Here is a 26655-nt window from a genome sequence, read left to right on the forward strand (position 1 = left end):
GGTGTTTCCTCCGGTTCAGGCCGCTTCTGATGCAGATGCGGCGGCGATGACCGCCGGCGTTGTTAGGTCAGCACCGCTGAGTTCGCGCACGATCCTCCCGCGCGAAAACACCAGGGCACGATGGCAGATATGAGCGATTTCCTCGAAATCGGTGGAGACGACGAGAACGGCGAGGCCCGCCTCGACTGCCTCGGCGATCAGCCGATAGATGTCGGCCTTGGCGCCAACATCGACGCCGGCTGTGGGGTCCTCGGCGATCAGCAATTTGCGGCCTGTCGCCAACCATCGTCCCACGACGACCTTCTGCTGATTCCCGCCAGACAGCGCCTCGATGGCAAGGCTTTGATCGTTGGGCCTGAGGCCGACACGGCTGCCGAGCGAATAGGCGGCCTCCGCTTCGCGGCGCGGGGACAGGAACGAAAACAGGCTTCTGCCGGAAGCACCGGGATTGAGAAAGGTATTTTCGCGCAGGCTGAGCGACATGGCGACGGACTCTTCGGTGCGGTCGCGGGCGATCAGCCCGATACCCGAAGCCATCGCGGCGACCGTGCTGGAGAGATCCGGCTCCGACCCATTCAGGCGCACGCTGCCTTGCGACGGCTCGCAGCCAAACAGGGCGCGTCCAATCAGCTCCTGTCCGGCGCCGCGCAAACCGACAAGACCGAGCAATTCGCCCTGTCGGATATCGAAGGATACCGGTCCGGCGCCGCGGCAGGAGAGCTCTTTCACCGAAACGATCGCCGGCCCGGCGCTTCTCTCCGCCTTGACGAACAGCTGGTCCGCCTTACGCCCGACGATCATGCGGATAAGCTCGTCCGGCGTCGTCTCGGAAACAGGCTTCTGGCCTACCAGGTGACCGTCACGCAACACGGCAACGCGATCGGCAATGCGGAAAATCTCGTCGAGACGATGCGAAACATAGATCATGGCCACGCCGCGCTCCTTAAGTGGGCGGATGGCGGCAAAGAGCTTTTCGACTTCATCGGCGGGCAGGCTGGCTGTGGGTTCATCAAGCACCAGCACATCGGCTTCGACAGCGAGCGCGCGGGCGATTGCGACGAGCGACTTTTCGGTGCGGGTCAGCTCCTGGACGCGGGTCGATGGATCGAAATCGCAGCCGACGAGCTTCAGCGCCTCGGCGGTACGCCGTTCCGTCGCCCGCCAATCGATCAGTTTGCCGCGCAGAGAGTAACCCTGTGCAAGCCCGACATTCTCACCCACCGTCATCCATTCGATCAGTCCGAGGTCCTGATGGATAAAGGCGACCGGCTGGCGCTGGTTGGGTTGGGGCGGGCGATGATGATAGGGCTTGCCGCGAAACAGGATCTGCCCGCCGTCCGGCTTGTAGATGCCAGCCAATGTCTTGATGAGCGTCGATTTGCCCGCGCCATTCTCTCCGAGAAGCGCGAGAATTTCGCCCCGCTGCAGGTCAAGAGATACGTTCGACAGCGCGCGCGTTCCGCCAAATTCCTTGGTGATATCGGAAAATTCGAGCAGCTTTTCGTCGTCCATCCTGCTCCTCCCAAAGCTTCGATGGGGAGAGGCTATGTTATCGATAACATTCCGTCAAGAGGCTCAAAGGTTGCCGAGGAATATGCGACCACTTGGTTCAGACGCATGTGGAAATTTGCGTATTAACCGGGAAGGTGGTTTAGGTATAAAATATATTTCGAGAGATCCGATCATATTATGAAATAATATAAGTATAATCAAAATATATACGACTACGATATGCTGATATATCCGTGCGGTTGCAATTGTAATATTTATTGCGATGCGCATTGAATTTGCTTATCATTCAGAATTATTTCACGCCGGGATGCGGGCGAGGATTTGCTTTCAGGGAAATAATTGAAGTCTGAAAGATGGTCCGCTGATGCAGCACAAAAGGGGATCATTTGACCTACGCGACGCACTCGGTGTTCAAGGTCGAGAAGGCAGATGCGGAGGAGATGACGGCGCATTATGCGAGAACATTGTTTCCCGCCATTGTCGAGCCTCTCCATCCACGCGGCACGATTTCGGTAGCGGATCGCCACTACACGATCGGTTCCTGCAGCGTCTGGCGCGGCAAATGCCATTCCGGCATGAGCGTCAAGCTGTCCGGCGGTCCCGATGCTTACGGCCTCTATCTGCCGACCGCTGGCAAGATGTTGATCGACGCTGAAGGGCGGCAACTGGAGTCGCTGCCAGGCAGGGGGCTGCTGGCCGATATGTCATCTTTTGAACATCTGACATTGTTCGAACAGCGCGGCCACATGGGTATCGCATTCGAAAAGTCGGCCATGGTCCGACAGCTTAGCGAATTGCTGGATGCACCGGTTCCGGATGATCTGAAATTTACCGGCCCGGTCGATCTGATGTCGGGGCGAGGGATGCAGATTGCAGCACTTGGAAATCTGATCTGGCAGGATCTCACGGCAGGCGGCGCAGAACGATCCTCCGCAGCATTCAGCCAATGCCTTTTACAGGCGGTGATGATCGCTCTGCTTGAAACCGTACCGCACAACTATTCAGCGCAATTGCAACGGCCGGCATCGCCGGCCATCCCAAGGCAGTTGAAACGAGCGATGGAATATATGCACGCCAATGCCGGCGCAGACATCAGGATGGCCGATATTGCCAGGGAAACTGGGACGAGCGTGAGGTCCTTGCAGGCCGCGTTCCAGCAGTTCAAGAACACAACGCCTCTTGGCTACCTGCGGAATATACGACTGCAGGGCGCACGCAGAACCCTGATGGATTCGGGGCATTCCCGGCTAGTTGCCGACATCGCGCGCGATTGGGGATTTTCTCACATGGGTCGCTTCGCAGCGCTTTACTATCAATCCTTCGGCGAAATGCCGTCCGAGACCGTCAGGCAGCCTCGGCGAGAGAATAGATAGCGCTGCGATCTGTTTGCGCGAGGAGATTGCTTCGCCGCAGCCAAGCCTATTCGCCGACCGCGTTTACGATACGGCAGAGGTTCTTGCTGACGCCCGGCGCCACTTGTCCAGCTTGCACGATGAACAGCGCATCGACACGGCTGCCCTTGCCGTTCTTGCGCACGACGACCCGGAGCGTTTGCGGTCTGCCGGAGCCGCTCGTTTCCTGCTGCGCGGTCAGTGTGCCGAGCTTCTTTTCGACGTTCACGTCGACGAAGCCTTCCGCCAGAACGGCACGGGATACCTTGTCAAAGGCGGCGTTGGGGTTGATGGAGGGGAAGACCATCCAGGTCTTGTAAGTGATGCCGGTGACGAGCGGCACGCCGCTGCTCTCATAATGATCCGAGCAGGCATCGGCAAACGCCGGAGTGGCCGAAAGAACCCCAAGCGCCAACACGCAAGCTATTCTTGTGAGCATGATTATATTGCCTTCTTGCTGCCGCGAAAGACCACAGGATCTTTCCGGCGATAATCCTACTATTTGGGGGAGAAGCCATCCACTATTAAGAACCCGCATAAGTGGAAGATCTCGACGGAAAAATCATCATTCGTGCCTTGTAGAAGTGGCATCGGTGGAATTAGGTCGACACGCTCGAATTGCAATGGAGCTTGCGTGTTTTCTTTCTGCATTCTCTATCGCTGCGGTTGCTCGCGATTCGCATTGCCGCGGATAATTCGGCGCAAAACCGCTTCTCAACCATTGTTGGGGGAGGCGCGTTTTGGTCCTCGGGACTGCAGTCGGTTGCCATTTGGACACAATGGTAAACAACCGAACTGTCACAATTCATTATTTATTAGGCCCGCATATTGCCTCCCGCCTTGTGGTTGTTATTTCTGCCTAGCTTCTAACATCCGAAGGAGATTCCGGAATGCGGAAATGGGCGGCGATTTTACCCTTGGTTGTCTTCAGCGCCTGTGCAGGGCCGTCTGATGGGCCAAGCGCCCTCAACATTCGCAATGCAAGAATGCCCGATACGCAGCGAAAGATTCCGGTTGTGCCGCTCTCAGAGGCTCCGATGGGTGCGCAGGTCGTTGCGCCGTCCTATTTGCCCACCGATCAGGGGCTTACAAGCCTGCGTTCGGGCGGCTTTTCGGATGCCCGCTTGCGTCCGGGCGACGTATTCGACGTAACCGTGCTGGACACCGGCGAGGACGGATTGTTGTCCGCCACGCAGAGCAAATCGCTTAATCTCGGCCGCTTCACCGTCGATTCCCGCGGTTTCGTTACCATGCCCTATGTCGGCAAACAGCGCGTCATCGATTCGACCCCGGAAGGTCTGCAGTCGAAGATCGTCACTGCCCTCAAAGGTTCTTCGGTCAACCCCCAGGCCGTCGTGACGGTCGTCGACAAGCCCTCCAGCGCAGTAACGGTCGACGGCAAGGTCCGCTCGGCTGGCCGCTTCCCTCTGACAGCGCGCGGGGAGCGCGTGCTTGACGTCCTCGCTCTTGCCGGCGGAGCATCGTCCGCACCGGCCAACACGACCGTGACGCTAACACGCGGTTCGCAACGGGCGAGCGCACCGCTGGATCGCATCCTTCAGGATAGCAAGCAGAACGTGCGCCTCCAGCCCGGCGATCAGCTGTTCGTCAATGGCACGTCGCAGACCTTCACGGCACTTGGCGCCTTCAAGAGCGTCGGCGAATTTCCGCTGGAACCCGGCCAGACCACGTTGGCGCAGGCGCTTGCCCGCGCCGGCGGGATGCTCGATGATCGTGCGGACTCCCGCAACTTCTACCTTTTCCGGAACCAGAAGACCTATTCGCAGGTTGCGTCGAGCCTGGCCAAGAGCGCCAGCGCGCCGACCGTTGTTTCGGTCAAGCCGGTCATCTACAGCGTCAATCTCAAGCAAGTCTCGAATTTCGTGCTGATGCAGCAATTCAAGATGCAGGATGGCGACACGATTTACGCCAGCAATGCAGACACGGTCGATTTTGCCAAGCTGTTGACCGTCTATCAGAAGAGCGTGGCGACGGCTGCTGGCCCGCTGCCGGGCAGTTCATCGTCGAACTGACAAGGTTCGAACTAAACTGCCTCTATCAAGGCAAGGGCCGCCATTGCGTTTGGCGGCCTCCGGGAAGGAGCGGGGTCCGCGAGATGCCGCGCGGCTGCCTTTATCGCGGCGATCGATTGCTCGGTCTCGTTGCAATGTTCCAGAAGCAGATTCATGACGCGCCCGGCCGAAAAGAGGTCGGCGCTGAACTGCATGGCGACGTCGCCTGAAGCCTCTGGCCCTGCAATCTCTGGCGCGGAGAAGCCCGGTGTCATCGCCCTGGCTATATCGAGATCGCTGTATCGGGCTCCACATTGTACAGCCGTGCCGAAATCAGCGATTTTGAGCTTGTTGAAGTCACCATCCGCAAGCAGAAGATTAGCCGGAGAAATATCTCCGTGGACATAACCGGCGTGGTGGATCACGCTCAGTCCGACGAGCATAGATTTCGCCGCCGCGCTGACATCCGCGGCTGAAAGAGAGCCTTCCGCCAATCGTTGCCACAAGGACGGCCCGATCCATTCCATGATGAGCGCCGGACGCCCATCGGGCAGGCGGATCGCGCATTGGGCAGAGGCAAGGTCACTGCCGCGAAGCATCATGCCAATCCTTGCCTCATGCAGCAGCAGGGCTTTGGCGGTCGCCTCGCTCGAGCGATCCGCCCGGATGGTTTTCATGGCATGGAGCGTGCCGAGATCGCGATGGCGCAATCGGCTGATCTCCGTCCGTTCGTTGCGATATATAACCTGCTCGACGAGAAAGGTATTGCCGATGAAAGCCGGCTCACCATCGGGCAGGGAGGGCAGGCGTCGATCCAAAGCGTCGCGCAATCGATCGATCAGTAGATCGCGCATCCCCTTCGGCCGTTCGGCTTCTCCATCATGCGTTAGAAGACGCTGCAGCTCAGCAAAGCTGGCCGCAATCCTTTTCATACCCTCATCGCTCGTATCTCGACTCATGTCGCGCCGATGACGATCGCGCTGACATTCTCGCGGCAATTGGCGATCAGCGCTTCCTGGATCAGCGCTTGGGCCGCTTGTTCCAGCGGTGTCTCGATCAGGATCTCGGCGATGACGCGATCGGTAAGCGTGCGTGAGAGCGGACCACTGGCAAGCAGCAGCCGGTCGCCCGATTGAAGTCGGTCGCCAACGACTTCAGAGACGAATTGATCCTTCAGTCCCAGGGCTCGGCCAAGTGTTCGCCGCAGCCCGATATCGATATGGTCGTGAGTCAATAGCCGCATCATCCCATCACGCAACAGATAGCAGCGCGCATCCCCCGCCCATATCGCGGCAAACTCGCCATCGAGCAGCGTTGCGGTTACGACGCTGGCGATGGGAGGCTCACGTTCGGCGGTGGCGCCCTTGGCCCGCAGGATCGCATGGGCATGGCTGAGCTTGCCCTTGATGTCCTGGACCAGGAGCTGCAGCGCGTCACGCCGCGGAATGCCGGCGAGGATTCCCGTCGTGATCCGCGCCGCTTCGATGGCGCCAATGCCGTCGCCGACGCCGTCCGCAATGGCGTAGATATGCGGTGCTGCACTTATAAGGAGTGCATCGGCATTTAGCGAGAGACGTGTTCCTGCGTGGCTGGCATGACTATGCGCTATCGCAAATTCTGGTCGTGCTGCCTTCGTCGTTTGTGACGGTTCGACCGGAGTAGGGGCATCCGGGTGCACGGCCGGTTCGGTAGTCTCAGCTACCTTGTGAACGTCTGCCGTGACGAGCTTGACGAAATCCTGCGCCGTGGGAGCGGTCACGGTACGAAACCCCTTGCCGTGGCGGGTACCGGGATTGATGCGCCACCATAAGGACGCGGGCGCCGGGGCATTGCCTATGGTCGCGAGCTGCGGCGGCGTCGATTGCTTGTCGATGAATGGCGGGCGGAGCCGCTTGATGCCCTCGACGAAACGTTGCATCTCGAAATCGGCCTTGTCGGAGGTCTCCGCCAAGGCTTCGGCAGCGGTAAACCAGCTATCGTCCTCGCACAGATCGCGCAGTTGTCCGGAAAAGCGCTGCAATTGAGCGGCGATGATCAGAGGGAAACTTCGGCCGACACGGTCACGGCTCGGCAGAAGGACGCCCGCAACAGCGGATGGCGCCCAGACACCTTTGCCGACGACGAAGCGCCAGGCAGTCGTCGCGTGAAACAGTCGGCGCCAATCCGATCCCAATGCTGCTTCGAGTGCGATCAGACCATTGTGAACCCATTGATCGAGTTCACTCTGCAGCCGTGAGCCGAGCGCTGAGGAAACGAAATCTCCGTGCGTCGGCAACTTTCCAAAAAAGCCGATCGCATCGGCTTGCATCGGCGATTGAGTGCGGGCGAGCGGTTCGTTCATTGGCGGACCGTCAGAATTGCGCCGGGCAGCTGAAATCAGACAATGCCTGCAGCCGGAAGGGATTGAGCACCGAACCGAACTGCACGTCGAATTCCGCCGTCTGGCCCTTGTCTTCAAATCGAGCCCGGAAGAGATCGGGAGCCTGAACGGTCACTTTGGCGGCATCGAACAGCCGGAAGGGCGACCAGTCGCCGGTCTGGGTGATGGCCGGTTGCAGATCTCCGGGGAAAAATCTGACATTGGACTGGTTAACGGCGCCAGCCGGCGGCCAGGCGATGGATTTCGGCACAACCTGTCCATGATAATAAACGACGTGCTCGCCGACGATATCAACCATCACCGAATTGGCATTGTCCGACAGCGAAACGGGCTTGATATTGATCGATATAGCCGGCTTTTCGCTTCCGGCTGGGAAGAAGGCATGTTCGATCTTGCTGGCATTTTCGAACTGCGCGATTGCCTGGCTCGGAATGCTGTCGCCACCGAAGGTACCGCGCCAACCCCAAGGCTGAGCGCTCGTGTCGACAAATGCATCCAGCCGGTTCTTGAAGAAAGACTGGAACAGGCCTTGCGGTCCGAACAATCGAATGAAGTCCGCCATGGCGATATCCTGGCTGGATTTCCGGTCGAAGGGGTAGCGACCGGTGACGATGCGGGCGCAGAGATCGGCGCCTTCCGCAGCCCAGAGATCGTTGATGCGGGCGCGGGCCGTCTTGACTGCCAGCGAGCCGATATCGGCGGCAACGGCCACCATCCACGCATCGGCGGGCGCCGGCAGCCCACGGGCCTGCTGCAGCAGGTCCTGATTGGCATTGGCAAGTTGCCCGCCAGCGTCGAAGACGCGTGCCACTTCTGCCGTCGAGTTGGCAGCACGCGACAATTGGCCGTAGATGTTCTGCAGGATCGGCTGGAGACTCTGGATCTGGGAACGCGGCTTATCGCTGCCGTTGGCCTTGCCGTCCGGTGATGCCGGTTGCGCATTGGCGGCGTTCGCCTCAAGCGCGGCTCGCAGCGGACCATAAGGATCGGGCGCGCTGACCGCGCCAGTGGCGGCGGCTGTCAGAGCTGCGTCCGGAACATCGTCAAGCGAGGCAACTTCGGCACCTGCAGCAGGGCGCAGGTCGGTGGCGGCTGCTATGGATTTAAGCGCCATCTCCAGAGGGCTTGGATTGGCCGCCAGGATGCGGGCCGTCTCGGTCGCATCGGCAAGATTGCTCGAGGGGCGCACCTGAAGGTCAGCCAGCAGCGAAGACCATTGCCGCTGGAATGCGTCGAAATAAAGCTGCAGCGTCGCCTGGGAAATCGCATCCGTGGTCATTCCCGAAGGAGCCACAGCGCCGTCGCCGCGAACCCATTGCTCGTTGAGCGCTTCCGAGGCTGCACTCGCGACCATCGGCAACACCACATCACGATAGCCCTTGCCGGTGAAAATTCCTGGAATGCCCTCGCGCAGCGTTGCCTTGGATTTGCGCTGGAAAATCTGGGCTCCGAGCGGCCCCAACGCGTCCATGGGAAGCCAGGCATCAAGCTGGCGGGCCTGCCGGGAATGGATGAGGATATCATAGGCTCGGGCTGCAAGACTTTGCGCGTGGATTGTTTCCCGCGCCTTGGCGATCAAGGCATTGTCCAGCTCGACCTGCGGCAGACCGCCCGCAGCCATCGCCTCGACATGTCCGAGAAGTGCCTTACGTGCAGCGGATCGTCCTTCCTCACGATAAAGCGTTGCAAACATGCCTTCCGATTGCTGAGAGACGAAATCCCGGTCGATCGGTCCCATGCCACCGAGCATGCCGTACAGTTTCAAGGCATCGAAAGTCTTCTGGACATCCGATGTCTGCTTGAGCTCATTTTGAAGTGCCACGAGCATGCGAGGCAGAAGAAGCGCGTTCAAGGCTCGCTGATAGGCGCTGCGCTGGCGGCTGGCGATCTTGTCCCCCTGGTCGAGGCCGAAACTCGTCGGCCAGACACGCGCCTCGTCGAAACCGCTGGTGACTGCGCGCAGATTGTCAAGCGCCGGCAGGATCCGCAGAAAATCCGCATCGGTCACGTCGCGAACCTGAATGCCGCTCGCCAGCTTCTCGTAGTTGTCGATGCGACGTTCGGCGGCAGCGATCGCGCGCGAGTTCTGAAAATAGGTTGCCGTCCAGCCGGTAAAGACGATTGCCAGCGCGATAGCGGCTGCGCCATAAGCAATCCGCCTGATCATGGCTTGCCTGCCGGACAAACGCCTGTCACGGGCAACCAGCGATGCTTCGCCGAAGATCACCTCCTTGAACAGGCGCGACAGGAAATAGCTGCGGCGCGTGCGCGGCGTATCCGTTTCCCGGCTCTGTGTGCCGGACGCGAAGTAGACGCCGCGAACGAGGGGGGATTCGATGAGGCTGGAAGACGCACAGAGCTCGGTCAGCAGCTCGTGCAGGCGCTCGCCCAGGGAGGCGAGCTCCGCCGGGAAACGGAAAATGCGGCCGCGAACCTCGACATTCGGCTCCTGCTGCAGGCGTTCGATCAGCATGGCATCGACCCGCTGCTGCAGCAGCGCGAACTCTTCCATGAAACGCTCAGGCAGGTTCTCGCCCTTATAGCTCTCGTCGAGATTGAAGGTGGTGCCCCAGACCTGCTCGCGGTCGGTTTTGGCAAGACCATCGAAGAATTCGACGAAGCCGGTCAAAAGGTCGGCCTTTGTGAGGACGACATAGACGGGCACGCGCGCATGCAGGAACTCGTCGAGTTCCGACAGGCGCTTGCGAATGGACCGCACCTCTTCGAGCTGTATTTCGTGATCGCGGCTGAGAAGGTCGCCGATCGAGAGCGTGACGAGAGCGCCGTTGATCGGTTGCGAGCGGCGGTATTTGCGCAAGAGCCCGAGAAAGCCTTCCCAGCCGGCCTTCGACGCGCCGTTCAGATCGTCCTGCGTGGTATAGCGGCCGGCGGTATCGATCAGGATCGCCTCGTCGGCGAACCACCAATTGCAGTTGCGGGTGCCGCCGGCACCCTGCACGGAGCTGCTGCCCATGGCGTCGCCAAGCGGGAACTTCAGGCCCGAATTGGTCAGTGCCGTCGTCTTTCCAGACCCCGGCGCGCCGAAGATCACGTACCAGGGCAGCTCGTAGATATAGCCGAAACGCTTCTTGCTGATACGGCGCAGCAGCAGCAGGGCTTCCTTCAGGCGGCTGTGAATTTCGCCCACTTCCGCCTGCTGGCTGGCGGCATCGTCGGCAATGCCGTCGACGAGCGCCTTGTCACGCCTGCGGGCGCGCAGCGTCGTGATCAGCAGGTAGATCAGCCAGCCGGCGATGATAACGCCGATCGCGATCATTCGGGCCGTGGCGCCTGCCAGCGGCTTGAAGCTGCCATAGCCGGCCATATAGCCATAGAACCAGATGACGACGCAGATTGCCGCAACCCAGATCAGCGATATGAAGCGCTGGCCAAGGAGGCCGGCATAGGCCGAAACGTAGGAGCGAAGCGTATAAAACGCGCCAAGCGGATTCATCGGGCTCCTCCCGTCGTCGCAGCGGATGACGGCGGCGAATTGCCGGTCTGCGTTTGCGGCGTTGCCTGCGGATTGAGGGCCGCATCGCCGAGGCGCTGCGTCGGATCTGTCAGCACCAGGATCTCCGTCCGGCGGTTAGCCTCGCGCCCCTCCGCCGTGTCGTTGCTTGCGAGCGGATCGCTGTCGGCGCGTCCTTCCGTCAGGATTGCATCCTTGCCGGCATAAGCGGCAAGGATATCGCCGACGGACTTGGCCCGAGCCTCGGAGAGATGCCAGTTCGACGGGAATTGAGCGGTCCGGATCGGCACATTGTCGGTGTAACCGACGACGACGGCGCGGAACTTTTCTGAGGCCAACGCCCCGCCGATGCGCTGCAGGAGATCGCGGAATTTAGTGCTGACTTCGGCGCTGCCGGTGTCGAACAGGCCGGAATTGTTGATGCGCACCAGCAGCCTTCCGTTGGAATTCGAAAGAGTGACCAGCTTGCGGTCGACTTCCGGCTGCAGGAAGGCGAGCAGATTGTCGAGCGGCGTCGGCTGCGGTTTGACCGGCGGCGTCTCCGGCTGCCTCTTCACGGGAGGAGGCGTCTGTACGGCGATTTCCTTCGGCTTGGGTGTGTCGATCAGGACACTCGGCGTTTCGCGCGGCGGCAGGTTGGCCAAGTGTTCGAAGGTTGTATCGGAGGCGTTGTTGAGCGACAGCGTGAAGAACATATAGCCGAGCGCAAACAGCAGCGCGAGCACGGAAAGGATCGTCCAAAGCGCGACGGCCGTGCGCAGCGGCTTGTGACGCGCCGAAGCACCGCGCCAATGTGGCGACAGCTCGCGCTCGAAAACACCGTACTGACCCAACAGCGTCTTGTAGAGGCTGTCGCGGATGCGCCCCAGTTCCAGCGATCCGCGCGGCGAAACGCGCGTGCGGCCCTCGAAGGCGAGGGACAGGCAGAGATAGATGAGGAGCAGCAGGTCCTTGTTGGTGCCCGGGCTCTGCTGGAAATGGTCGAGAAGATCGAAGACGCGATCGCCGCCGGTCACGTCCATATGAAAGGTCGAGACCAGGCCGGATCGCGCCCAGCCGGCGCGCACGCCCCAAGGCTTGCTCAAAACCACATCGTCGATGGTCGCACAGATGACATAGTGCGCAGCGCGTGCCCGTTCCGGGCTGATGCGCGCGCTGGCAAGATCGCGCTCGTAGCGTCCGACCGCGTCGACCGTCACACGCCGCAGCTCGGCAATGTCGGGCTGCTCTTCGGTGTTGCGCAGGCTATGGGCGAGATTGAGCAATGGCGCTGCCGAGCGCACGATTGTGGGAACGTCATCGCCGCCGAAGCGAAAGCCGCGGATCAACGCATCGACGGACCAGCCGCCGGCTGCATTGCCCGATTTGCCGTTCGGCTGCTTCTCCAGTTCCTCATCCAGAATATCGGCCATCTTGCGGGCGGCTTCGTTTTTGCGCGCGCCGTCCTCGGTCAGCTCGATGATCGTCGGCAGCTCGTGCCAGGGTGTTGAGCGCGTTGTGTTCATTCTCTAAGAGCCCACAGTTCCATCTCCAGGCCAGGGAAGTCGCCCGCAAGATGCAGGGCGATCGCACCGGAGGTATCAAGCTGTTTCCAAAGAGGATTCTTCGTATCGAGTTCGAAGTAGATCGTGCCCGAGCGGTAGGGCAGCTGGCGCGGCAGTACGGGGAGCGGCCTGACGGGAATGCCGGGCAGCGCGACATTGACGAGCTCGGCAATCCGCTCCACAGGCCCGATCTTGATCTGCGCGGGCAGCTTGCGCCTGACATCCTCGGCCGACATCTCGGCGCGGACCGCAAGCACGAAGCCGGCATCCTTGAGCAAAGAGCGGTCGTTGATGGTCCCAACACGCACGTCGTGACGACGCTCGATGAGTTCGATTGCGACGGCTGCCTGTTCCAGAACTGCGGAAAGAGATGCCCGCAGATCGTTGAAAACAGCTGCAAATGTTGCTTTCAGATCGTCATGGCGATAGGGCGGGAAGTCGCTGGCCCGCTTGCGGTCGGTCGTGAAGGTGGCAAGCTCGCCGGCAAGCTGGATGCATTCCTCATAGAAGGTCATCGGATGCATGCGCGACGCATTTGCCGCGATATGGCGCAGCATGGGATCGGCGCGATTGAGGATATGCAGCAGAAAATAATCGCCCACTTCGGCGGTGCCGCGCACCGTCGGATCGCCGATACGTTCGGCGATTGCCTCGGCCCGGTGACGCACGATGCCGAGCAATTCGGTGATGAGTTCGTTCAGTCGTGCCTCGGCCGCACAATTCAGCGAGGGGGCGATATAGTCCGGATCGAGAATGACCGACCGGTCGGAGCGAACCTCGATGATACGGGCAAGGCCGATCAGATCGTAGCCGGCGAGTTCGTCGCCGGTCTTCAGGTAACGCAGGCTCAGGCGGCCGACATCGATCGGCGCCATGAAGTCGGTCTCCAGGTTTGCATCTGGCGCCTCATATTGCGACGCGGTGATACGAACGCTGTTGCGCATGGCGCTGCCGTTCATGGCGACGTCGGCCCTGCCGGGCTGACGCGTCGGCAGTGCCAGATAGACGATGGCATTCTTGGTGGTGTCGTCGAGTTCGAGCGGCGGAGGCAGATCCGCATCGACAGGCGCTTCGAAGGGTGTGCCGTCGGGTAGGATACCGCGAAGATTCGACAGCGCAAACTGGCCGATCGCGAGCGCACTGCGATCGATGCCGATGTCAGCAATACCCCAGGGGTAAGGAGCAAGCCCCCGCGCAGTCGTGCGGACCAGCCGCTCTGTCCAGCGATCGGCCTGCTGAAAATGCTGCACGCGAAGGAACATGCCCTCGCTCCAAGCCACGCGATTTTCGTTCTTCATCGGGTGTTGCCCGTCCTCTCTGCCAAACTGGTGGTATCGTCGTCGTCGCGGCCGTCGGCGGAGGCGCTGAACGCCTCGGCCAGCAGATCGCGGACTGAAATGCTATTGCCGCCCTTTTCGAACTGCGCGCGGTAGGCCTTCCAGTAGTCGCCGTTGCCACGCCAAAGCGCCTTGCGTTGGGAGGCATCGACATGCGCTTCGACCATGCGGGGCTCGAACATCCGGTTGGCTTCGCGAACAAGATTTTCGAGGCCGGCGTTAAGCGCGGATTGCCTCGAAATGAGCAATCGAAGACGGTCGGCAAGCTGCTCCGTCCGCTCGCGACTGAACAGTGACGCGGACGAATGGGGCCTGTTGTCTTCAATTCCGAAAATGGACGCCTCGTCGTCGAGTGTCTGCTCCAACGTCGAGACGAGCGCTTCAAGCTGCCGCAGAGGATCGAATTGCAGCGCAAAACTCGTATCGTCCGCGCCTTGATCCGCATCATCGGCAGCACGCATATCATTGGCCGGGATGATCGCTTTGGCAGTCTCAGCGGCCTCTGATCCGGAACTGCGGGCAACGGCCACGGAAACATGTGTTGCCGCGCCATGTTCCAGCTGGCTGCCCAGCTCGAATTCCGAATTCCAATCGTCCGGAAGTACCGGCTTGATGCCGTTGACATCGGGCGGACCATTCCAGCCGATATCGACGTTTCTGCTTGGCGACTTGCGCTTTTTTGACGACTGCGGCAGCGCTCCGGTCCACTCATCGCCGTTGCGCTGGCCGAGCACGCCAGTTGCTGTGCTACCGCCGGGCGCGATGTCGGCCAGGATCGAAGAGATCGTCATGGTTTCATCGCTGAGGCGCAGGTCGTCCGCCGGATCATCGATATCAGGGTCGGCTTCCCCGGTGATGACGACGTTGAAGACGATATTGCCGAATGCGACCTTCGATTTATCCGCAAGCCTTGCCGTCTCGCCTTCCAGAATGGTTACACCGTCCACACGAGTCCCATTGGCGCTCTGGTCGCGCAGGAGGAAGCCGGCACGATCACGCTCGATCACGCAATGAACCTTTGAGATCGACCGCTGTTGATCTGTAACCTGCCAGTCGCAATCCGGCGACCGCCCAAGCGTGCGCTTGCCACGCTCAAAGAACCATCCTTTGCTGGAACCTTCCTCAGATGTTTGCCGCAGTTCAAGTCGCATGCAGGCCTCCCCGGTCGGATTGCCCCTGCGCCTTAGGTGGCTCCGCGATGATGGCATCACCGCTGTCGCGGTCCGCCGCGGCAACGCGTGCCCAGCTGTTCCATCCAAGCCTTGGCGGATCACCGTTTTCGCCGAGCTGGCAGAAAGGAATATGCTCTTTCTTCAGGACCACTTGGATGTCGAAATCGAGCGACGGGTCGACATAAAGCCGCGTCAGGGCAAACAGCGCATCGATATTGGCGCTGCCCGGAGAAAGAGACCGGTAGTCCTCATAATCGACAGGTCCGATCACGACGCGAAAGCTGCCACCGAAATCATGGATTGCGGCGCCCGCCGTCGAATTGATGCCGAGCTGCACGCCCTGCGGCTGCCCCATGCGGCTGCGCTCGCTCTCGGGAATGGTAAGCCATTTGCCCTTGAACAGTTCGATCGCGACCGGCAGGCCGCTGAACTCCTGCAGCATGGCCTGCAGGTTGACCGCATTGCGGGTCCGCGCCGCGAAGAAACCGGAAAATCTGAGGATCAGCTCGTCGTCGGGGCGAACCTGTTCCTTCAGCCGCGCCGTACCGAAGCCCGCCAGCGAGAACAGCGTCTTGATGAAGGTATTGCCGTTCCTGTCCGGGCTCCATCGCAGCCGCCGGGCAAGTCGATACTTCTCGCTCGCATCGACGAAGAGCTCGGCGAGGCGGCTTGTAAAGAGATCGAAGAAGCTGGAGAGGCCATGAGCCCGATTACGCTGTTCGCGGATGACCAGCTCGTTGTAGCTCGGGGGCATTGCGCCGAGCGGGCCGAGCAGACCGGCCATGCTGGCCTTGACCGATCCCGTTGCGCCCTTCTTCTTGAAGTCGCTGACGGCGAGCGGAGCCGGCGAAACGCCGATGGGTGAGGACACCGTCAAATGATCGTCGGCTGCGTGCTGAGCAACGCGAAATGCCGTCGACGGTTCGAAACGACCGGGGTCGCGTTCGAGCAGCGCAGCAAGCATTTCGCTATCACTTGGCCGGACCTGGTCCATTGCTTCCGATCACCTCTTCGTCACAACAAGGGCCGCTCGGCGGCACGGGCCGGCCAGACGGCGATTGGTTTCGATTGTCCCTTCATCGAGATCGAGAGGCGGGTGAAGCTGTTGATCGAGGTGTAAAGCCCGAAGAACCGGTCGAGAATGCTGCCGAAAAGATAGGCCGAGGGCCTGTCGATGGCGGCCGGATCGAACTCCAGCCGGACATCCGTGCCCGTCACCATCCCGCCGCTGCCAAGCCGGGTCATCGAGCTCTTAGTCTCGACCCGGACAAGAGCGTCGGCAAGCAGCCTGGTTTCGCGGCTATCCCGGAAGGCATAGAGCGCCAGAATATCCTTCAGCGCGGCACCGTCATTGTCGAAAATGGAAAGATGATTGAGCTGAAGGTGCGACATGAGCCGCCAGTTGCGTCCTTGCTGCTCGTTCATCCGCACCGAGGGCGTAGGCGCCATCAAGGCTTCGACGGCGCCCACCGCCTCGCTGCCGGAGGCCAGCTGCAGATAGGGGTGACCGCCGCCAAACGGCAGTTGCTCCGGCAGCTCGCGGTTAAGGCACAACGCGTCGATACTGGCGATCTTGTCCAAGGGGCCACTTGCCCGGCGAGCACGGTCGACGAAAGTGATTTCCATATCCGAGGTGTGGTCGTCGGCATCGAACCGGCGCGAGCACTGCCAGAAGAGCGACGAGGCTCCGCCCTTCAAGCAGCGGCCGAAAAAGGGTTGGCACTGTTCCTCGTCTCCGGTGCGTGCGGATACGACCACCTTCTCGATCGCATAAATCTCGCGCGTTTTCTGTCGCCTGGCATCCGGCAGCACGCGATACTCCGTACGGGTACCGTCGAGCGCGATCGGTTCGCAGTTCTGGCGAAACAGGTTGACGATCGGGGTGGCATTCAAGACGAAATCGCGAGCGGAAACGGCGCGCTCCAGTTTGGCGCTGGTTTCATCGAGATAGATGAAGATTTCGAGCGTTTCGCCACGCCAGGCCTTCAGGCCGACGATATCGATGAAGAGGAATTTCTGCGGCAGGGCGAAGAATTCCGTCAGCAAGCGATAGCCGGTAAAGCTTGAGCTGGGGTAGGGCAGGATTGCTTCATCCGGCTCGAAGCCGACAGCCTGTAGCGCTTTGGCCGGCAACATGACCGGGGCGCGGTCGTCGGCATGATGGGCAAGTGCGATGCCCAGCGTGTGGTTGACGAGAAGCTCGTGAATGGCGACCGCCTGCTGCCATGACGAGCCGATGTGAAGTCGCAACCTGTCCAGGCCGATCTCGCTGAGTGGCTTGTTCGTATCGCGTGCCCGGATCGACAAGCGCAGGCAATCGGCGGCACCGGCGTGAGAAGATGGCGGCGCGCTGATCGGATGACCGGTCAGGGAAGCCGAGACGATCTCGATCGGTGCGACCTGCGTGTCCTGTGTCGTGCGGAAACGGCAGCTCTCGCCGCCGATCGGCTCCGCGAAGATCTCGGTGTGACGCGGTACGGTCTGGACGGATGCCAGTGTGCTGCTCGGCGCAAAGCGCACGATGCTCATCGAGGGCAGCGGTGCCAGATAGTGCGGATAGAGCGTTTCCAGCAGCCCGTCCGTCAGTTCCGGAAATTCGTCATCGAGCTTCTGGCGCACGCGGGCCGCCGAATAGGCAAAACTCTGGATCAGACGCTCGACATGCGGATCATCGGCAACCTCGCCGGTGACGCGCAGACGACCGGCAATTTTCGGGAAGGCATCTGCGAAACGTGCGGCGCGCCGGCGGATGGCCGAAAGCTCGTCATTATACCGCTGCAGGAAGCCGTCAGCCATTGTTGGCCTCCACCAGGAAGCGCTGAGTCGAGGGATCTATGGTCGATTCAAAGCTGATAGGTGGCATGCCCTCGTGCACACGGAAAGTCGCGTGGATGCGCAGTCGCAAGGCACGTTCGCCGTTTCCGCGGCTCTTGAGAATGCTCACCCGCACGTCGGAAAGCCGTGTTTCGAACAGCGCGATGCGCCGCTCGATCAAACGAGCGAGGCGGCTTTTGGCTTCATCGGTGACGAGATTTGCCGATACCATGCCGTCGACGCCGAAGGACACCAGCGCATCGCCAAGTTCTTCATGGATGGAAGGCGGGGCAGTCGGACGCCGGCGCGTATTGAGCAACGCCTCAAGGTCGCGGCGAATGCATTCGCGCAGTTCGCGCAGCTGTTCGGCTTGCGTCAACGGCGGATCCTGCAGGCGATCGGGATCTTCGTCGATCAGTCGATCGATGATCGACCTGGCAACGATCCTTTCCCTCGGCCTATAGCGCTCCAGCGGATCAACCATGGGCGACGCGCCTTGTCTCACCAGAGTTTGAAGCAACTTCCAGTGACTTCAGGTCATGGAAGGAAACCAGATCGTCGCCCGCAAGGAAACACTTCTGGCCGCGGCCCGTCGTAATGCCTGTCGCTTCGTCGACCCACTCGGTCTCGCGGCCAAGCAACAGCTTGGCGCCTGTCGTGCCATGATAGATCGCAGGCAGAAGCACTGGTGCGCTTGCGCCGTCCACGAGTTCGAGCTCGGCCCTGCGGAAGGCGAGATCACGGGGACGGGCGATCGGCTCAACGCGAAGAGCCGCAATTCTGGAGAAATCAATCCAGAGATAGGAGCCGCCGGTCATGATGACTTCGAGAGCATGCGGAATGCGATCGTCGAGATCGCGCAAGTCCGAAACGAGCTGGCCGTTCCAATTCATCGACCGTTCGCCCCTGATCTCTTCCAGGGATTGCAATGCCGCGGCCGTATCCGAAGAATGGTCGCGATGGGCGATTGCCAGTTTCAGGGCCGCTTGGTCGAGGGCCGTCGGTCCGTTCGGGAAATCCGGTGCGGCGGCCTCGTCAAACCAGGCCGAACGCGCCGCCATCGCGCGAAGCTGATTGCGCAGCATGGCGAAGCCCATCATATCTTCCGGCGCGAACGTCGTCGCAAGGTTGCACTGCGCGTCGGCTCGGGCATAGTCGCCGGCAAGGATCAAGAGATCGATCAGGATATGCCTGCCGTCCTTGTCCGTCGGCGCCGCCTTGACATGTGCCTTCGCCTGCTCGATCGCATCATCGAGCGCGTTTTCGCTGAGAGCTTCGGCGATCTTGGCGGAGAGCGTCATGCAGACATCCTTTGCTGCGTGTTGGCGGAGCTGGAGAACGCATAGGTCGCATTCGCCGTCTCCGCGATGAGGTGAAAACTTGTCGAGACGTCGTCGAGCTGAAAATGCGGCTGCAGCCGCACCGTGCAGGCGAACATTCCGGGTTTGCCGGGAATTTCATCGACGCTGATGCCGGCCGAGCGTAGCGGGAAGCGCGTGCGCAGCGACAGGTCGGCGTCGTCATTGCCAAGCGTGTAAGTCGACAGCCAATCATTCAATTTGCGTTCGATCGACGTTCTGTCGGCCAATTTGCCGATGTCATCGCGCATGATGACCTTGAGGTAGTGCGAGAAGCGCGAGGCGCAGAGTACATACTGCAGCATCGCCGCGATGCGAGCATTCTGCCGAGCGTGCTCGCTCGAATAATGCGGCGGCGCATGCAGCGACTGATTGGAATTGAAGATCGCTGACGAGGAGAGGTAGGTGGTCGCCACGGGCACGATGCCGAGCTCGCACAGCTGCTGCTCCTGTGCGTTGGTCAGCCGTATTTCGACGGGAGCCTGTTCCGACAGACCATTGCTTTCTATGCCGAGATCATAGGGAGCGAGCTCCTCCGTGCTCAGCATGCCGCCGTCGATTGCGTCCTGCGTTACGCCGCGAATATCGGCGAACCAGCCGGATTCGATGAAATTGCGAATGACGATCATCGCGAAGGCGAATGCAGCGTTGCCCCAAAGCAAGGTACTGCCATCGGCGGCAATGCTTTCGCGGAACGGGAACTGATCGTCGCGCTCACGCGAAAAGGCCTCATAGGGCGCGCGCATCAGGATCCGCGGGGCGACCAGGCCCAAAAAACGGGAGTCCTCTCTGGCTCGAAGCCCATTCCAGCGAATACGGGTGGGATCGTAGGAGAGCCAGGAAAAGTCCTGGACGCGGTTGAGCTCGTCAAAGTCCTGCAGGCCGATTGCCTGCGGGGCGGCGGCGGCTACGAAGGGGCAGAAGGCGGCGGCGGCGGCCATGCCGATCTGAGTGAGCGCCCCGACCGTATCGCCGCCGGCCGGACCCTGCGGGGAAAGCTCGTAGTCTCCGACCAGCAGACCGAAGGGCTCTCCGCCAGGCATGCCGAACTCGCGGCTGTAGATCAGCTCGAAGAGATGGCTCTGATCGAATTCCGTCGTCCGCTCGAGATGCCGTGTCAATTGTGCCCAGCTGACACTGAGGATCTTGACCTTCACGTCTTCCGATCGGCCGGTGTGACGCATGAGCATGGCAAGCCCGCGCCACCGTGCTTCCATGGCCTGGAACTCGGGGTGGTGCAGGATGGCATTGACCTGCCTGTTGAGTGCATCGTCGATCATGGCGATCACGCGATGCACCTGACGCGGCCAGGCTGCTCTCGGTTCCATCGTTGTCGCGGTCATGGCGCTGACTGAAGGCGCGCGGCGAGGAGATCGCCGCGCCGCCTCTCCTAGTTCTTGCTCGGAATGCGGGCGACCATGCGGAGCGACGTGGTCAGTTCTTCCATCTGCAGCCAGGGGCGCATCCAGGCGACGGCGTTGTAGGAGCCCGGCTTGCCCGGAACTTCCTGGACAGTGACCTTGGCGTCGCGCAACGGATATTTGGCGCGGGATTCCTCGCCGGCATCGTCATTGGCGTTGACGTAATTGGCGATCCAGCGGTTGAGCCAGTTTTCGCAATCTTGCGCTTCCATGAAGGAGCCGATCTTATCGCGTCCCATAACCTTCAGATAATGGGCAAAGCGCGAGGTGGCCATCATGTAGGGCAGACGCGCGGAGACCGCAGCGTTGGCCGTTGCTTCGGGCTTGTCGTAAAGCTTCGGCTTATGCGTCGTCTGGGCGCCGAAGAACACGGCATAGTCGGTGTTCTTGTAGTGGCAGAGCGGCAGGAAGCCGAGTTTGCCCAGCTCGGCGTCGCGACGGTCGGTGATGCCGACTTCGGTCGGGCATTTGAGGTCGAGGTCGCCATCGTCGCTCGAGAAGATGTGCATCGGCAGGTTTTCGACCTTGCCACCGTTTTCCGCGCCACGGATCGCCGTGCACCAGCCGCTCTGGGCAAAGGCGTCCGTTAGCCGCGTTCCCATCACATAGGATGCATTCATCCAGCAATAGGAGTTGTGCTCGAGCTCGCCGGTCTTCGAATGGTCGGTTTCGTCGAAAGCGAAGTCGTCGATCGGGTTGGTCTTCGGGCCATAGGGCATGCGTGCCAGTACCCGGGGAAGGGCGAGTGTCACGAAGCGCGAATCCTCGCTGTCGCGCAGGCTGCGCCATTTCGCATATTCGACCGTTTCGAAGATCTTTTCGAGGTCGCGCGGACGGGCAAGCTCGCGGTAATCGTCGAAGCCGAACATGCGCGGGCTGGCGGCCGAAATGAACGGCGCAAAGGCTGCGGCAGCAATCGACGAGATCGCCTGCAGCGTCTGAACGTCATCGAAGGAATTGTCGAATTCGTAGTCGCCGATCAGGGCACCCATGGGCTCGCCGCCCGGCGTGCCGAACTCGTCTTCGTAGATCGACTTGAAGAGGCGAGACTGGTCGAATTCCACCGCCTTTGCGAGATCCTTGGAGACGTCGCGCTTGGAAGCGTTCAGCACGCGGATTTTCAGGTTGACGCTGGTCTCGCTGTTCTTGACGAGATATTGCAGGCCGCGCCAGCTGCCTTCCAGCTTGGCGAATTCAGGCGACTGCATGATCGCGGCGAGCTGACGTGAGATTTTCCGGTCAAGCTCGGCAATCGCCTTGTTGAGCGTGACGGTCAAATTGCGGTCATAGGTGACCGTGCCCTTGAGCGCCTGGTCGGTCAGCGTTCGGAGCAGATCCTGGGCACGATCGGGTTCGGTTTGCCGGGTTGCTGCCACGATCTGCGATAGCAGGTTTTCCTCAGGCGCAAACTCGGCCTCTTTGGTCTTCAGTTGGCTTTCAGCGCTCATTTTTCGATCCTTGCGGAAAATGCAGGCGATAGTGGTAAAGCTTGAAGCCGGCCGCTATCGATTGCTTGAAAGGGGATTGGGCGACCGGCTCGCGCTGATCGCCGACGACGATCAGCTTGCGGCGGGCTTTTCGGCCAATCCGAGCTCGGACATCAGCTTCGACAAATCGGCCTTGTTCTGCAGAACGTCTTCGAGCAGTCGCTCCAGCTCTTCCGAGCGGTCCGCCTTGCTCATAAGGTCGCGAAGCTGGTTACGCGCATCAAGCAACGCCTTGAGCGCCGGGACCTGGCTGACGACGGAGCCTGGCTCGAAATCCTGCATGCTCTCGAATTTCAGCGAGACGGGAAGCTGCGAGCCGTCGCCCTCGAGCGTGTTTTCGACCGAGATGTTCAGGCCCGGCGTCATGCGGCGCATCACGTCGTCGAAGTTGTCACGATCGATCTGAACGAACTTGCGTTCGCCGAACGGTTTCAGCGGTTGCGTCGGATTGCCCGAGAAATCGCCGAGGACGCCGACGACGAAAGGCAATTCCTTGACGACCATGGCGCCTTCGGTTTCCACTTCATACTTGATGTGGACCCTGGGCTTGCGCACTCGCTCCAGCTTTTCGTGAACACTCGCCATAAAACTTCTCCTTCAATGCCAGCGGCAAATTCGCTCTTCACATGTGGCGCAACTCAACTTTGGAAAGGGCTGGTTGCAAAAAGTTCGGAAGATCGGTTGTAATTGTCACCCGTTCTTGTTCGATTTCAGCTGAATGCCCGCTGCCGTCAGCACGGCATTGCGGGCCTGCTGTTCCGGCAGCAATTCGGCTAGTAGTTCCGAAAAATCCATGCGGCCGCGCCTCACCATCGTCTCGATCGACATCGAGATCGGGGAATGCGGCTCGGTACGACGGAAGTAGCGCGAGACGGCGAGCAACAGCTCGAAGGCTTCCTCGCGCGAACCGATCTGTTCAGCGTTCAATGGGCGCGGGCGCCCTTGTATCTGTTCGCCGGTGCCTTCCTGCTGCTGCGGTTCCGCTACAGCTTCGACGGCCTGTGATTCGATACCGGCAAGCGCGCGTAGCGCCAAAGCGGCCTCCTGCAGCACGTTGTGCGTATTGGAGCTCGGCGGCGCCATCTGCCCGCAGCGCTCGTTCAGAATGGAAACGAGGCGGTCGAAAGCGGCAAGGCAGCCATTGACCATTTCGAGATGCGAGCTCATTGCAGCCGTACCGGCTTCAAGGGTCGCCTGGCTAAGCTGGTCACGCCGTTTCACTTCATTGGGACGCTGCGACAGCTGAAAGTCCCAGAGGGAAAACTGACCGAATTTCGCGCCCGGAATGAGCGGCGACAGCCTGATCGCCTGAATGATGGTTCCTTCGCCGCCGATGCCATTGAGACCCGAAAGCGGAGCAAGGCGCTCTTCGATATCGTCAGCGCCGACAGAATGAAATTTCTCCCAATGCTTGTCTAAAAGCGACGCGATTGCCTGGTAGACATCCCTCAAACCCTCGAAACCGCGTAGACGTAATTCCGCCTCCGCCAGCCATGCTAATACTTCGAGGTCCTTACTTTTTGAAGAAATAATCTGCAATCCGAGATTGCTAACATCTGTCCAAAGAGGGGAAAGGCTAATATTTTCGCCTGGTGATATACCTCGTTCTGCAGCGCGAGCCTGATTTCTTGCGTCCTTTATTCTATAGTATATTTCACGCATAGAAGTATTATTGCGAAGATTTTCTCCGCATGGCGCGTTTTCTTCAAATGGATTTTCTATGTCGCGGACGTTCAGCAGGGAATTAACTCCATATAATGAACTACATCATTAGAGGGCGTGATAGTTAGGTCGATATATTCCTTTGTCAACCATGTCTATTCTGCAACATATTTGTGACGATTCCATTTTTTGACCGCATGAAAAATTTTTTGTAGTCCATCTGGACGCATAGGAATAACCGCCCTAGTTGTTGCCGCGATTTGTAAGGTGTAGTTGAAATGAAACTACAGGGAGGAAACTTCTAGGTGTCGAACATCGATCTCAATCGTCTGATCAGAACGCTTGAGCCCGCATTGCGCGTCGGTCTCGAGGCTGCGGCATCGCTCGCAGCGCGTGATCGCCATGCTAATGTCGATGTCGCGCATTGGATACTATCATTGCTGGATGTATCTGAAGTTTGCTCTTTGTTTGAAGAACTTAGCGTTTCTTCCGCAACACTGCGCACCGAGCTTGATAGCGCCATCGCCGACTTGCCGAGAGGCGATGGTGCCACACTGGTACTCTCTCAAAATTTGCTCGCTCTGATGCGCGAGGCGTGGCTTGTCGCGTCGCTTCAATCTGGGCGGGACAACATCACGCTCGCCGATCTTCTGACCGCGCTGACCGATGATCAGTCACTGAGAATCATGGCGCGGGGCATGGCGCCATCGCTGCGTAGCCTTGATCGCACCGCGCTTGAAAAAAAGTTGAACGCGGTTTCCACTCCCGACGGTGCGTTCTCGCCATTACAGAATTCCGAAACTGTTGCCGCTGCCGGCGAAAACGAGTTTTTGCGCCTGTACACGCGCGATATGACAGCGGATGCAAGGCTTGGCCGTGTTGATCCGGTCATCGGCCGCGATCGCGAACTGCGCCAGGTCATCGATATCCTGATGCGCCGCCGTCAGAATAATCCGATGCTGGTAGGCGAGGCAGGTGTTGGCAAGACCGCCGTTGCTGAGGCACTGGCCCTGGAGATTGCCGCCGGCAATGTGCCGGATATGTTGAAGCCGGTACGGATTCTTCTTCTCGATCTCAGCTTGTTGCAGGCTGGCGCCGGCGTGAAAGGCGAGTTCGAACGCCGCTTGCATGGCGTTGTCGCGGCCGTACGTGCTTCGGTGGAGCCGATCATCCTGTTCATTGACGAGGCACATGGCCTGATCGGTGCTGGCGGACAGGCCGGGCAGGGCGATGCCGCCAACATTCTGAAGCCAGCGCTGGCGCGCGGCGAGCTCAGGACGATCGCAGCGACGACTTGGAGCGAATACAAGCGCTACATCGAGAAGGATGCGGCGCTGACCCGACGATTCCAGGTCGTTCAGGTGCTTGAGCCCGACGAAGAAACGGCAATCCGCATGTTGCGTGGTGTGGTCGGCAGCTTCAAGGCCCATCACAAGGTGCGTATTCGGGACGAGGCGCTGGCCGCTGCCGTTCGCCTTTCGGCACGCTATATTCCGGCGCGGCAATTGCCCGATAAGGCGATCAGCCTCATCGATACCGCTGCAGCCGCTGTCTCTCTGGCACGCCAGACCGTTCCTGAAGCGCTGAAGGGATTGCGCAATGAGCTGGAAATGCTGGAGGTTGAAGCCGCCGCACTTTCCGCCGAGCCGCCGACATCGGATATTGTCGCCCGTCTTGCCATCATCGAGAGCGAGAGGCGCGAAGTAGTAAGCGAGATCGAGCGTTTGCAGGCCAAACTCGATGCCGAAATCAGGCTGTCGGGCGAGGCAGATCGTATCGAAGCCGCGCTCGCTGATCCCAATGCTCAGCAGGTCGAAGATGGCGTTCGCTCGCGTGGTGACAATGTCGCTCTCTTTCCGCCGAACGGTTCATCCGTTGACGTCGCTCGTGCGGCCCTCGTGCAGGCCGAGCGTAGCCTCGCCGACGTTGCAGGCGAGACGCCGTTGGTTCCTCGCGTAGTCGACAAGGAAGTGATCGCCGGGATCGTCGCTCGCTGGACCGGTATTCCCGTCGGCAAGCTGCTGTCGGACCAGGTCGAGACCGTCAAGACGCTGGATGCAAGGCTGAAGGAGCGCGTGCTCGGACAGGATAACGCAATTGCACGGATCTCGGCTGCGATGCGCTCCGCACGCGCCGGCCTTTCCGATCCACGCCGCCCGCCTGCCGTCTTCCTGCTCGTCGGCATGTCGGGGACGGGCAAGACCGAGATGGCGCTTTCGCTGGCCGATCTTCTTTATGGCGGCAGCCAGTATCTGACGACCATCAACATGTCCGAGTTCAAGGAGGAACATAAGGTTTCGCTGCTGCTTGGATCGCCGCCCGGCTATGTCGGTTATGGCGAGGGTGGCGTGTTGACCGAGGCCGTGCGCCGTCGGCCCTATGGCGTGCTGCTGCTCGATGAGATCGACAAGGCGCATCCGGGCGTCCAGGAAGTGTTCTACCAGGTCTTCGACAAGGGAACGCTGCGCGACGGTGAAGGCCGCGACATCGATTTCAAGAACACCACCATCGTGATGACCGCCAACACCGGCTCGGAACTGCTGGCAGCCTTGGCGGCCGATCCGGAAACCATGCCCGGGGGCGAGGCGCTGGAAGCGCTGCTGCTTCCGGAATTGCAGAAGCACTTCAAGCCGGCCTTTGTCGGTCGCACGACCGTTCTGCCCTTCATGCCGTTGAATGGCGAGACGCTGAGCGGGATCGTCGACATCCAGATCGGCCGCATCCGTGATCGCGTCGCCGCCTCGTACGGCACAAGCGTTTCGCTCGCTACCGAAGCTCGCGAGGCGTTGGTTGGCCGCGCCAAGGCGAGCGAAATGGGCGCACGTGCCATCGAAACCATGATTGGCCGCGATCTTCTGCCAGAGCTTTCGACCTTTTTCCTCGATGCGGTTGCGACGGGGCATAGGGTTGGCGGTATCACCATCAGCTTTCACGATCACCGTTTTCTCATCGAAGAGAATGCGGTGGGCGACAATGAATTCGTTGGCCCCGAGGAAGGCGGCACGGCGAATAAAGCAGCCCCGGACGAACACAGCGCCCGGATGCGGCATTAGACGGAAGGGTAACCCCGCCCTGCAGCGACAGGGCGAATTC

At 60.3% G+C, this 26655-nt stretch carries 19 protein-coding genes; 3 read left to right on the plus strand and 16 right to left on the minus strand.

The genetic code is table 11. The features are described 5' to 3' along the window. Nucleotides 1–15 precede the first annotated feature (15 nt). On the minus strand, nt 16–1512 hold the full coding sequence (locus AC13Q5_RS30015) for a sugar ABC transporter ATP-binding protein (RefSeq protein WP_075855868.1): 1497 nt from the start codon (nt 1510–1512) through the stop codon (nt 16–18). Between the two features lie 386 nt (nt 1513–1898). Here AC13Q5_RS30015 and AC13Q5_RS30020 point away from each other — a divergent pair, with 386 nt between their 5' ends. Then, complete coding sequence (locus tag AC13Q5_RS30020; protein WP_488504162.1) at nt 1899–2885, plus strand: AraC family transcriptional regulator; 987 nt, start codon at nt 1899–1901, stop codon at nt 2883–2885. 46 nt (nt 2886–2931) lie between these two features. Here AC13Q5_RS30020 and AC13Q5_RS30025 read toward each other — a convergent pair whose 3' ends face one another. Further along, nucleotides 2932–3342: a hypothetical protein gene (locus AC13Q5_RS30025; RefSeq protein ID WP_075855870.1), complete on the minus strand. Its 411-nt coding sequence runs from the start codon at nt 3340–3342 to the stop codon at nt 2932–2934. Between the two features lie 451 nt (nt 3343–3793). Here AC13Q5_RS30025 and AC13Q5_RS30030 point away from each other — a divergent pair, with 451 nt between their 5' ends. Next, complete coding sequence (locus tag AC13Q5_RS30030) at nt 3794–4936, plus strand: polysaccharide biosynthesis/export family protein (RefSeq protein ID WP_488504163.1); 1143 nt, start codon at nt 3794–3796, stop codon at nt 4934–4936. Nucleotides 4937–4947: 11 nt separating this feature from the next. Here AC13Q5_RS30030 and AC13Q5_RS30035 read toward each other — a convergent pair whose 3' ends face one another. The 14 genes from AC13Q5_RS30035 to tssA form a co-directional block, all read right to left on the minus strand. Then, entirely contained in the window at nt 4948–5847 is a 900-nt protein-coding gene (locus AC13Q5_RS30035; RefSeq protein ID WP_488504164.1) for a protein kinase domain-containing protein, read from the minus strand. 23 nt (nt 5848–5870) lie between these two features. Further along, nucleotides 5871–7256, minus strand: a complete 1386-nt coding sequence (gene tagF, locus AC13Q5_RS30040) for a type VI secretion system-associated protein TagF (RefSeq protein WP_488504165.1) — start codon at nt 7254–7256, stop codon at nt 5871–5873. Nucleotides 7257–7266: 10 nt separating this feature from the next. Further along, nucleotides 7267–10749, minus strand: a complete 3483-nt coding sequence (tssM, locus tag AC13Q5_RS30045) for a type VI secretion system membrane subunit TssM (protein ID WP_488504166.1) — start codon at nt 10747–10749, stop codon at nt 7267–7269. After that, nucleotides 10746–12272 (minus strand): type VI secretion system protein TssL, long form, encoded by a 1527-nt coding sequence (gene tssL / locus AC13Q5_RS30050; RefSeq protein WP_488504167.1) that lies wholly within the window; start codon nt 12270–12272, stop codon nt 10746–10748. The genes tssM and tssL overlap by 4 nt, the downstream gene beginning before the upstream one ends. Continuing rightward, complete coding sequence (gene tssK / locus AC13Q5_RS30055; RefSeq protein ID WP_488504168.1) at nt 12269–13609, minus strand: type VI secretion system baseplate subunit TssK; 1341 nt, start codon at nt 13607–13609, stop codon at nt 12269–12271. The genes tssL and tssK overlap by 4 nt, the downstream gene beginning before the upstream one ends. Beyond that, entirely contained in the window at nt 13606–14799 is a 1194-nt protein-coding gene (locus AC13Q5_RS30060) for an FHA domain-containing protein (protein ID WP_488504169.1), read from the minus strand. The genes tssK and AC13Q5_RS30060 overlap by 4 nt, the downstream gene beginning before the upstream one ends. Beyond that, nucleotides 14789–15814, minus strand: coding sequence for a type VI secretion system baseplate subunit TssG (gene tssG / locus AC13Q5_RS30065; RefSeq protein WP_488504170.1), 1026 nt, complete (start codon nt 15812–15814; stop codon nt 14789–14791). The genes AC13Q5_RS30060 and tssG overlap by 11 nt, the downstream gene beginning before the upstream one ends. A gap of 20 nt (nt 15815–15834) precedes the next feature. Beyond that, nucleotides 15835–17616, minus strand: coding sequence for a type VI secretion system baseplate subunit TssF (gene tssF, locus AC13Q5_RS30070; protein WP_488504171.1), 1782 nt, complete (start codon nt 17614–17616; stop codon nt 15835–15837). Next, a complete protein-coding gene (gene tssE / locus AC13Q5_RS30075; protein WP_075855884.1) occupies nt 17609–18118 on the minus strand; it encodes a type VI secretion system baseplate subunit TssE in 510 nt (169 codons plus the stop codon). Before tssE ends, tssF begins: the two co-directional genes overlap by 8 nt. After that, nucleotides 18111–18935: a type VI secretion system accessory protein TagJ gene (locus AC13Q5_RS30080; RefSeq protein ID WP_488504172.1), complete on the minus strand. Its 825-nt coding sequence runs from the start codon at nt 18933–18935 to the stop codon at nt 18111–18113. Before AC13Q5_RS30080 ends, tssE begins: the two co-directional genes overlap by 8 nt. After that, the gene (tssC, locus tag AC13Q5_RS30085; protein ID WP_488504173.1) at nt 18932–20335 is read right to left on the minus strand and encodes a type VI secretion system contractile sheath large subunit; all 1404 of its coding nucleotides are present in this window, start codon (nt 20333–20335) and stop codon (nt 18932–18934) included. Before tssC (AC13Q5_RS30085) ends, AC13Q5_RS30080 begins: the two co-directional genes overlap by 4 nt. A 47-nt stretch (nt 20336–20382) precedes the next feature. Next, complete coding sequence (tssC, locus tag AC13Q5_RS30090) at nt 20383–21861, minus strand: type VI secretion system contractile sheath large subunit (RefSeq protein ID WP_075855888.1); 1479 nt, start codon at nt 21859–21861, stop codon at nt 20383–20385. A gap of 111 nt (nt 21862–21972) precedes the next feature. Then, nucleotides 21973–22485: a type VI secretion system contractile sheath small subunit gene (tssB, locus tag AC13Q5_RS30095; RefSeq protein WP_075855889.1), complete on the minus strand. Its 513-nt coding sequence runs from the start codon at nt 22483–22485 to the stop codon at nt 21973–21975. Between the two features lie 105 nt (nt 22486–22590). Then, on the minus strand, nt 22591–23637 hold the full coding sequence (gene tssA, locus AC13Q5_RS30100; protein ID WP_457880634.1) for a type VI secretion system protein TssA: 1047 nt from the start codon (nt 23635–23637) through the stop codon (nt 22591–22593). Between the two features lie 230 nt (nt 23638–23867). Between tssA and tssH the strand changes: the two genes are divergently transcribed. Beyond that, nucleotides 23868–26615, plus strand: coding sequence for a type VI secretion system ATPase TssH (tssH, locus tag AC13Q5_RS30105; RefSeq protein ID WP_488504174.1), 2748 nt, complete (start codon nt 23868–23870; stop codon nt 26613–26615). The last annotated feature ends 40 nt before the right edge of the window (nt 26616–26655 follow it).

Source organism: Martinezella sp. CNPSo 3964 (assembly GCF_057784375.1).

What these genes read in the sequence shown, in the direction of transcription:
- AC13Q5_RS30015 (WP_075855868.1), bottom strand. Translation starts at nt 1,512, where the DNA reads ATGGACGACGAAAAGCTGCTCGAATTTTCCGATATCACCAAGGAATTT.
- AC13Q5_RS30025 (WP_075855870.1), bottom strand. Translation starts at nt 3,342, where the DNA reads ATGCTCACAAGAATAGCTTGCGTGTTGGCGCTTGGGGTTCTTTCGGCC.
- AC13Q5_RS30030 (WP_488504163.1), top strand. Translation starts at nt 3,794, where the DNA reads ATGCGGAAATGGGCGGCGATTTTACCCTTGGTTGTCTTCAGCGCCTGT.
- AC13Q5_RS30035 (WP_488504164.1), bottom strand. Translation starts at nt 5,847, where the DNA reads ATGAAAAGGATTGCGGCCAGCTTTGCTGAGCTGCAGCGTCTTCTAACG.
- tagF (WP_488504165.1), bottom strand. Translation starts at nt 7,256, where the DNA reads ATGAACGAACCGCTCGCCCGCACTCAATCGCCGATGCAAGCCGATGCG.
- tssM (WP_488504166.1), bottom strand. Translation starts at nt 10,749, where the DNA reads ATGAATCCGCTTGGCGCGTTTTATACGCTTCGCTCCTACGTTTCGGCC.
- tssL (WP_488504167.1), bottom strand. Translation starts at nt 12,272, where the DNA reads ATGAACACAACGCGCTCAACACCCTGGCACGAGCTGCCGACGATCATC.
- tssK (WP_488504168.1), bottom strand. Translation starts at nt 13,609, where the DNA reads ATGAAGAACGAAAATCGCGTGGCTTGGAGCGAGGGCATGTTCCTTCGC.
- AC13Q5_RS30060 (WP_488504169.1), bottom strand. Translation starts at nt 14,799, where the DNA reads ATGCGACTTGAACTGCGGCAAACATCTGAGGAAGGTTCCAGCAAAGGA.
- tssG (WP_488504170.1), bottom strand. Translation starts at nt 15,814, where the DNA reads ATGGACCAGGTCCGGCCAAGTGATAGCGAAATGCTTGCTGCGCTGCTC.
- tssF (WP_488504171.1), bottom strand. Translation starts at nt 17,616, where the DNA reads ATGGCTGACGGCTTCCTGCAGCGGTATAATGACGAGCTTTCGGCCATC.
- tssE (WP_075855884.1), bottom strand. Translation starts at nt 18,118, where the DNA reads ATGGTTGATCCGCTGGAGCGCTATAGGCCGAGGGAAAGGATCGTTGCC.
- AC13Q5_RS30080 (WP_488504172.1), bottom strand. Translation starts at nt 18,935, where the DNA reads ATGACGCTCTCCGCCAAGATCGCCGAAGCTCTCAGCGAAAACGCGCTC.
- tssC (WP_488504173.1), bottom strand. Translation starts at nt 20,335, where the DNA reads ATGACCGCGACAACGATGGAACCGAGAGCAGCCTGGCCGCGTCAGGTG.
- tssC (WP_075855888.1), bottom strand. Translation starts at nt 21,861, where the DNA reads ATGAGCGCTGAAAGCCAACTGAAGACCAAAGAGGCCGAGTTTGCGCCT.
- tssB (WP_075855889.1), bottom strand. Translation starts at nt 22,485, where the DNA reads ATGGCGAGTGTTCACGAAAAGCTGGAGCGAGTGCGCAAGCCCAGGGTC.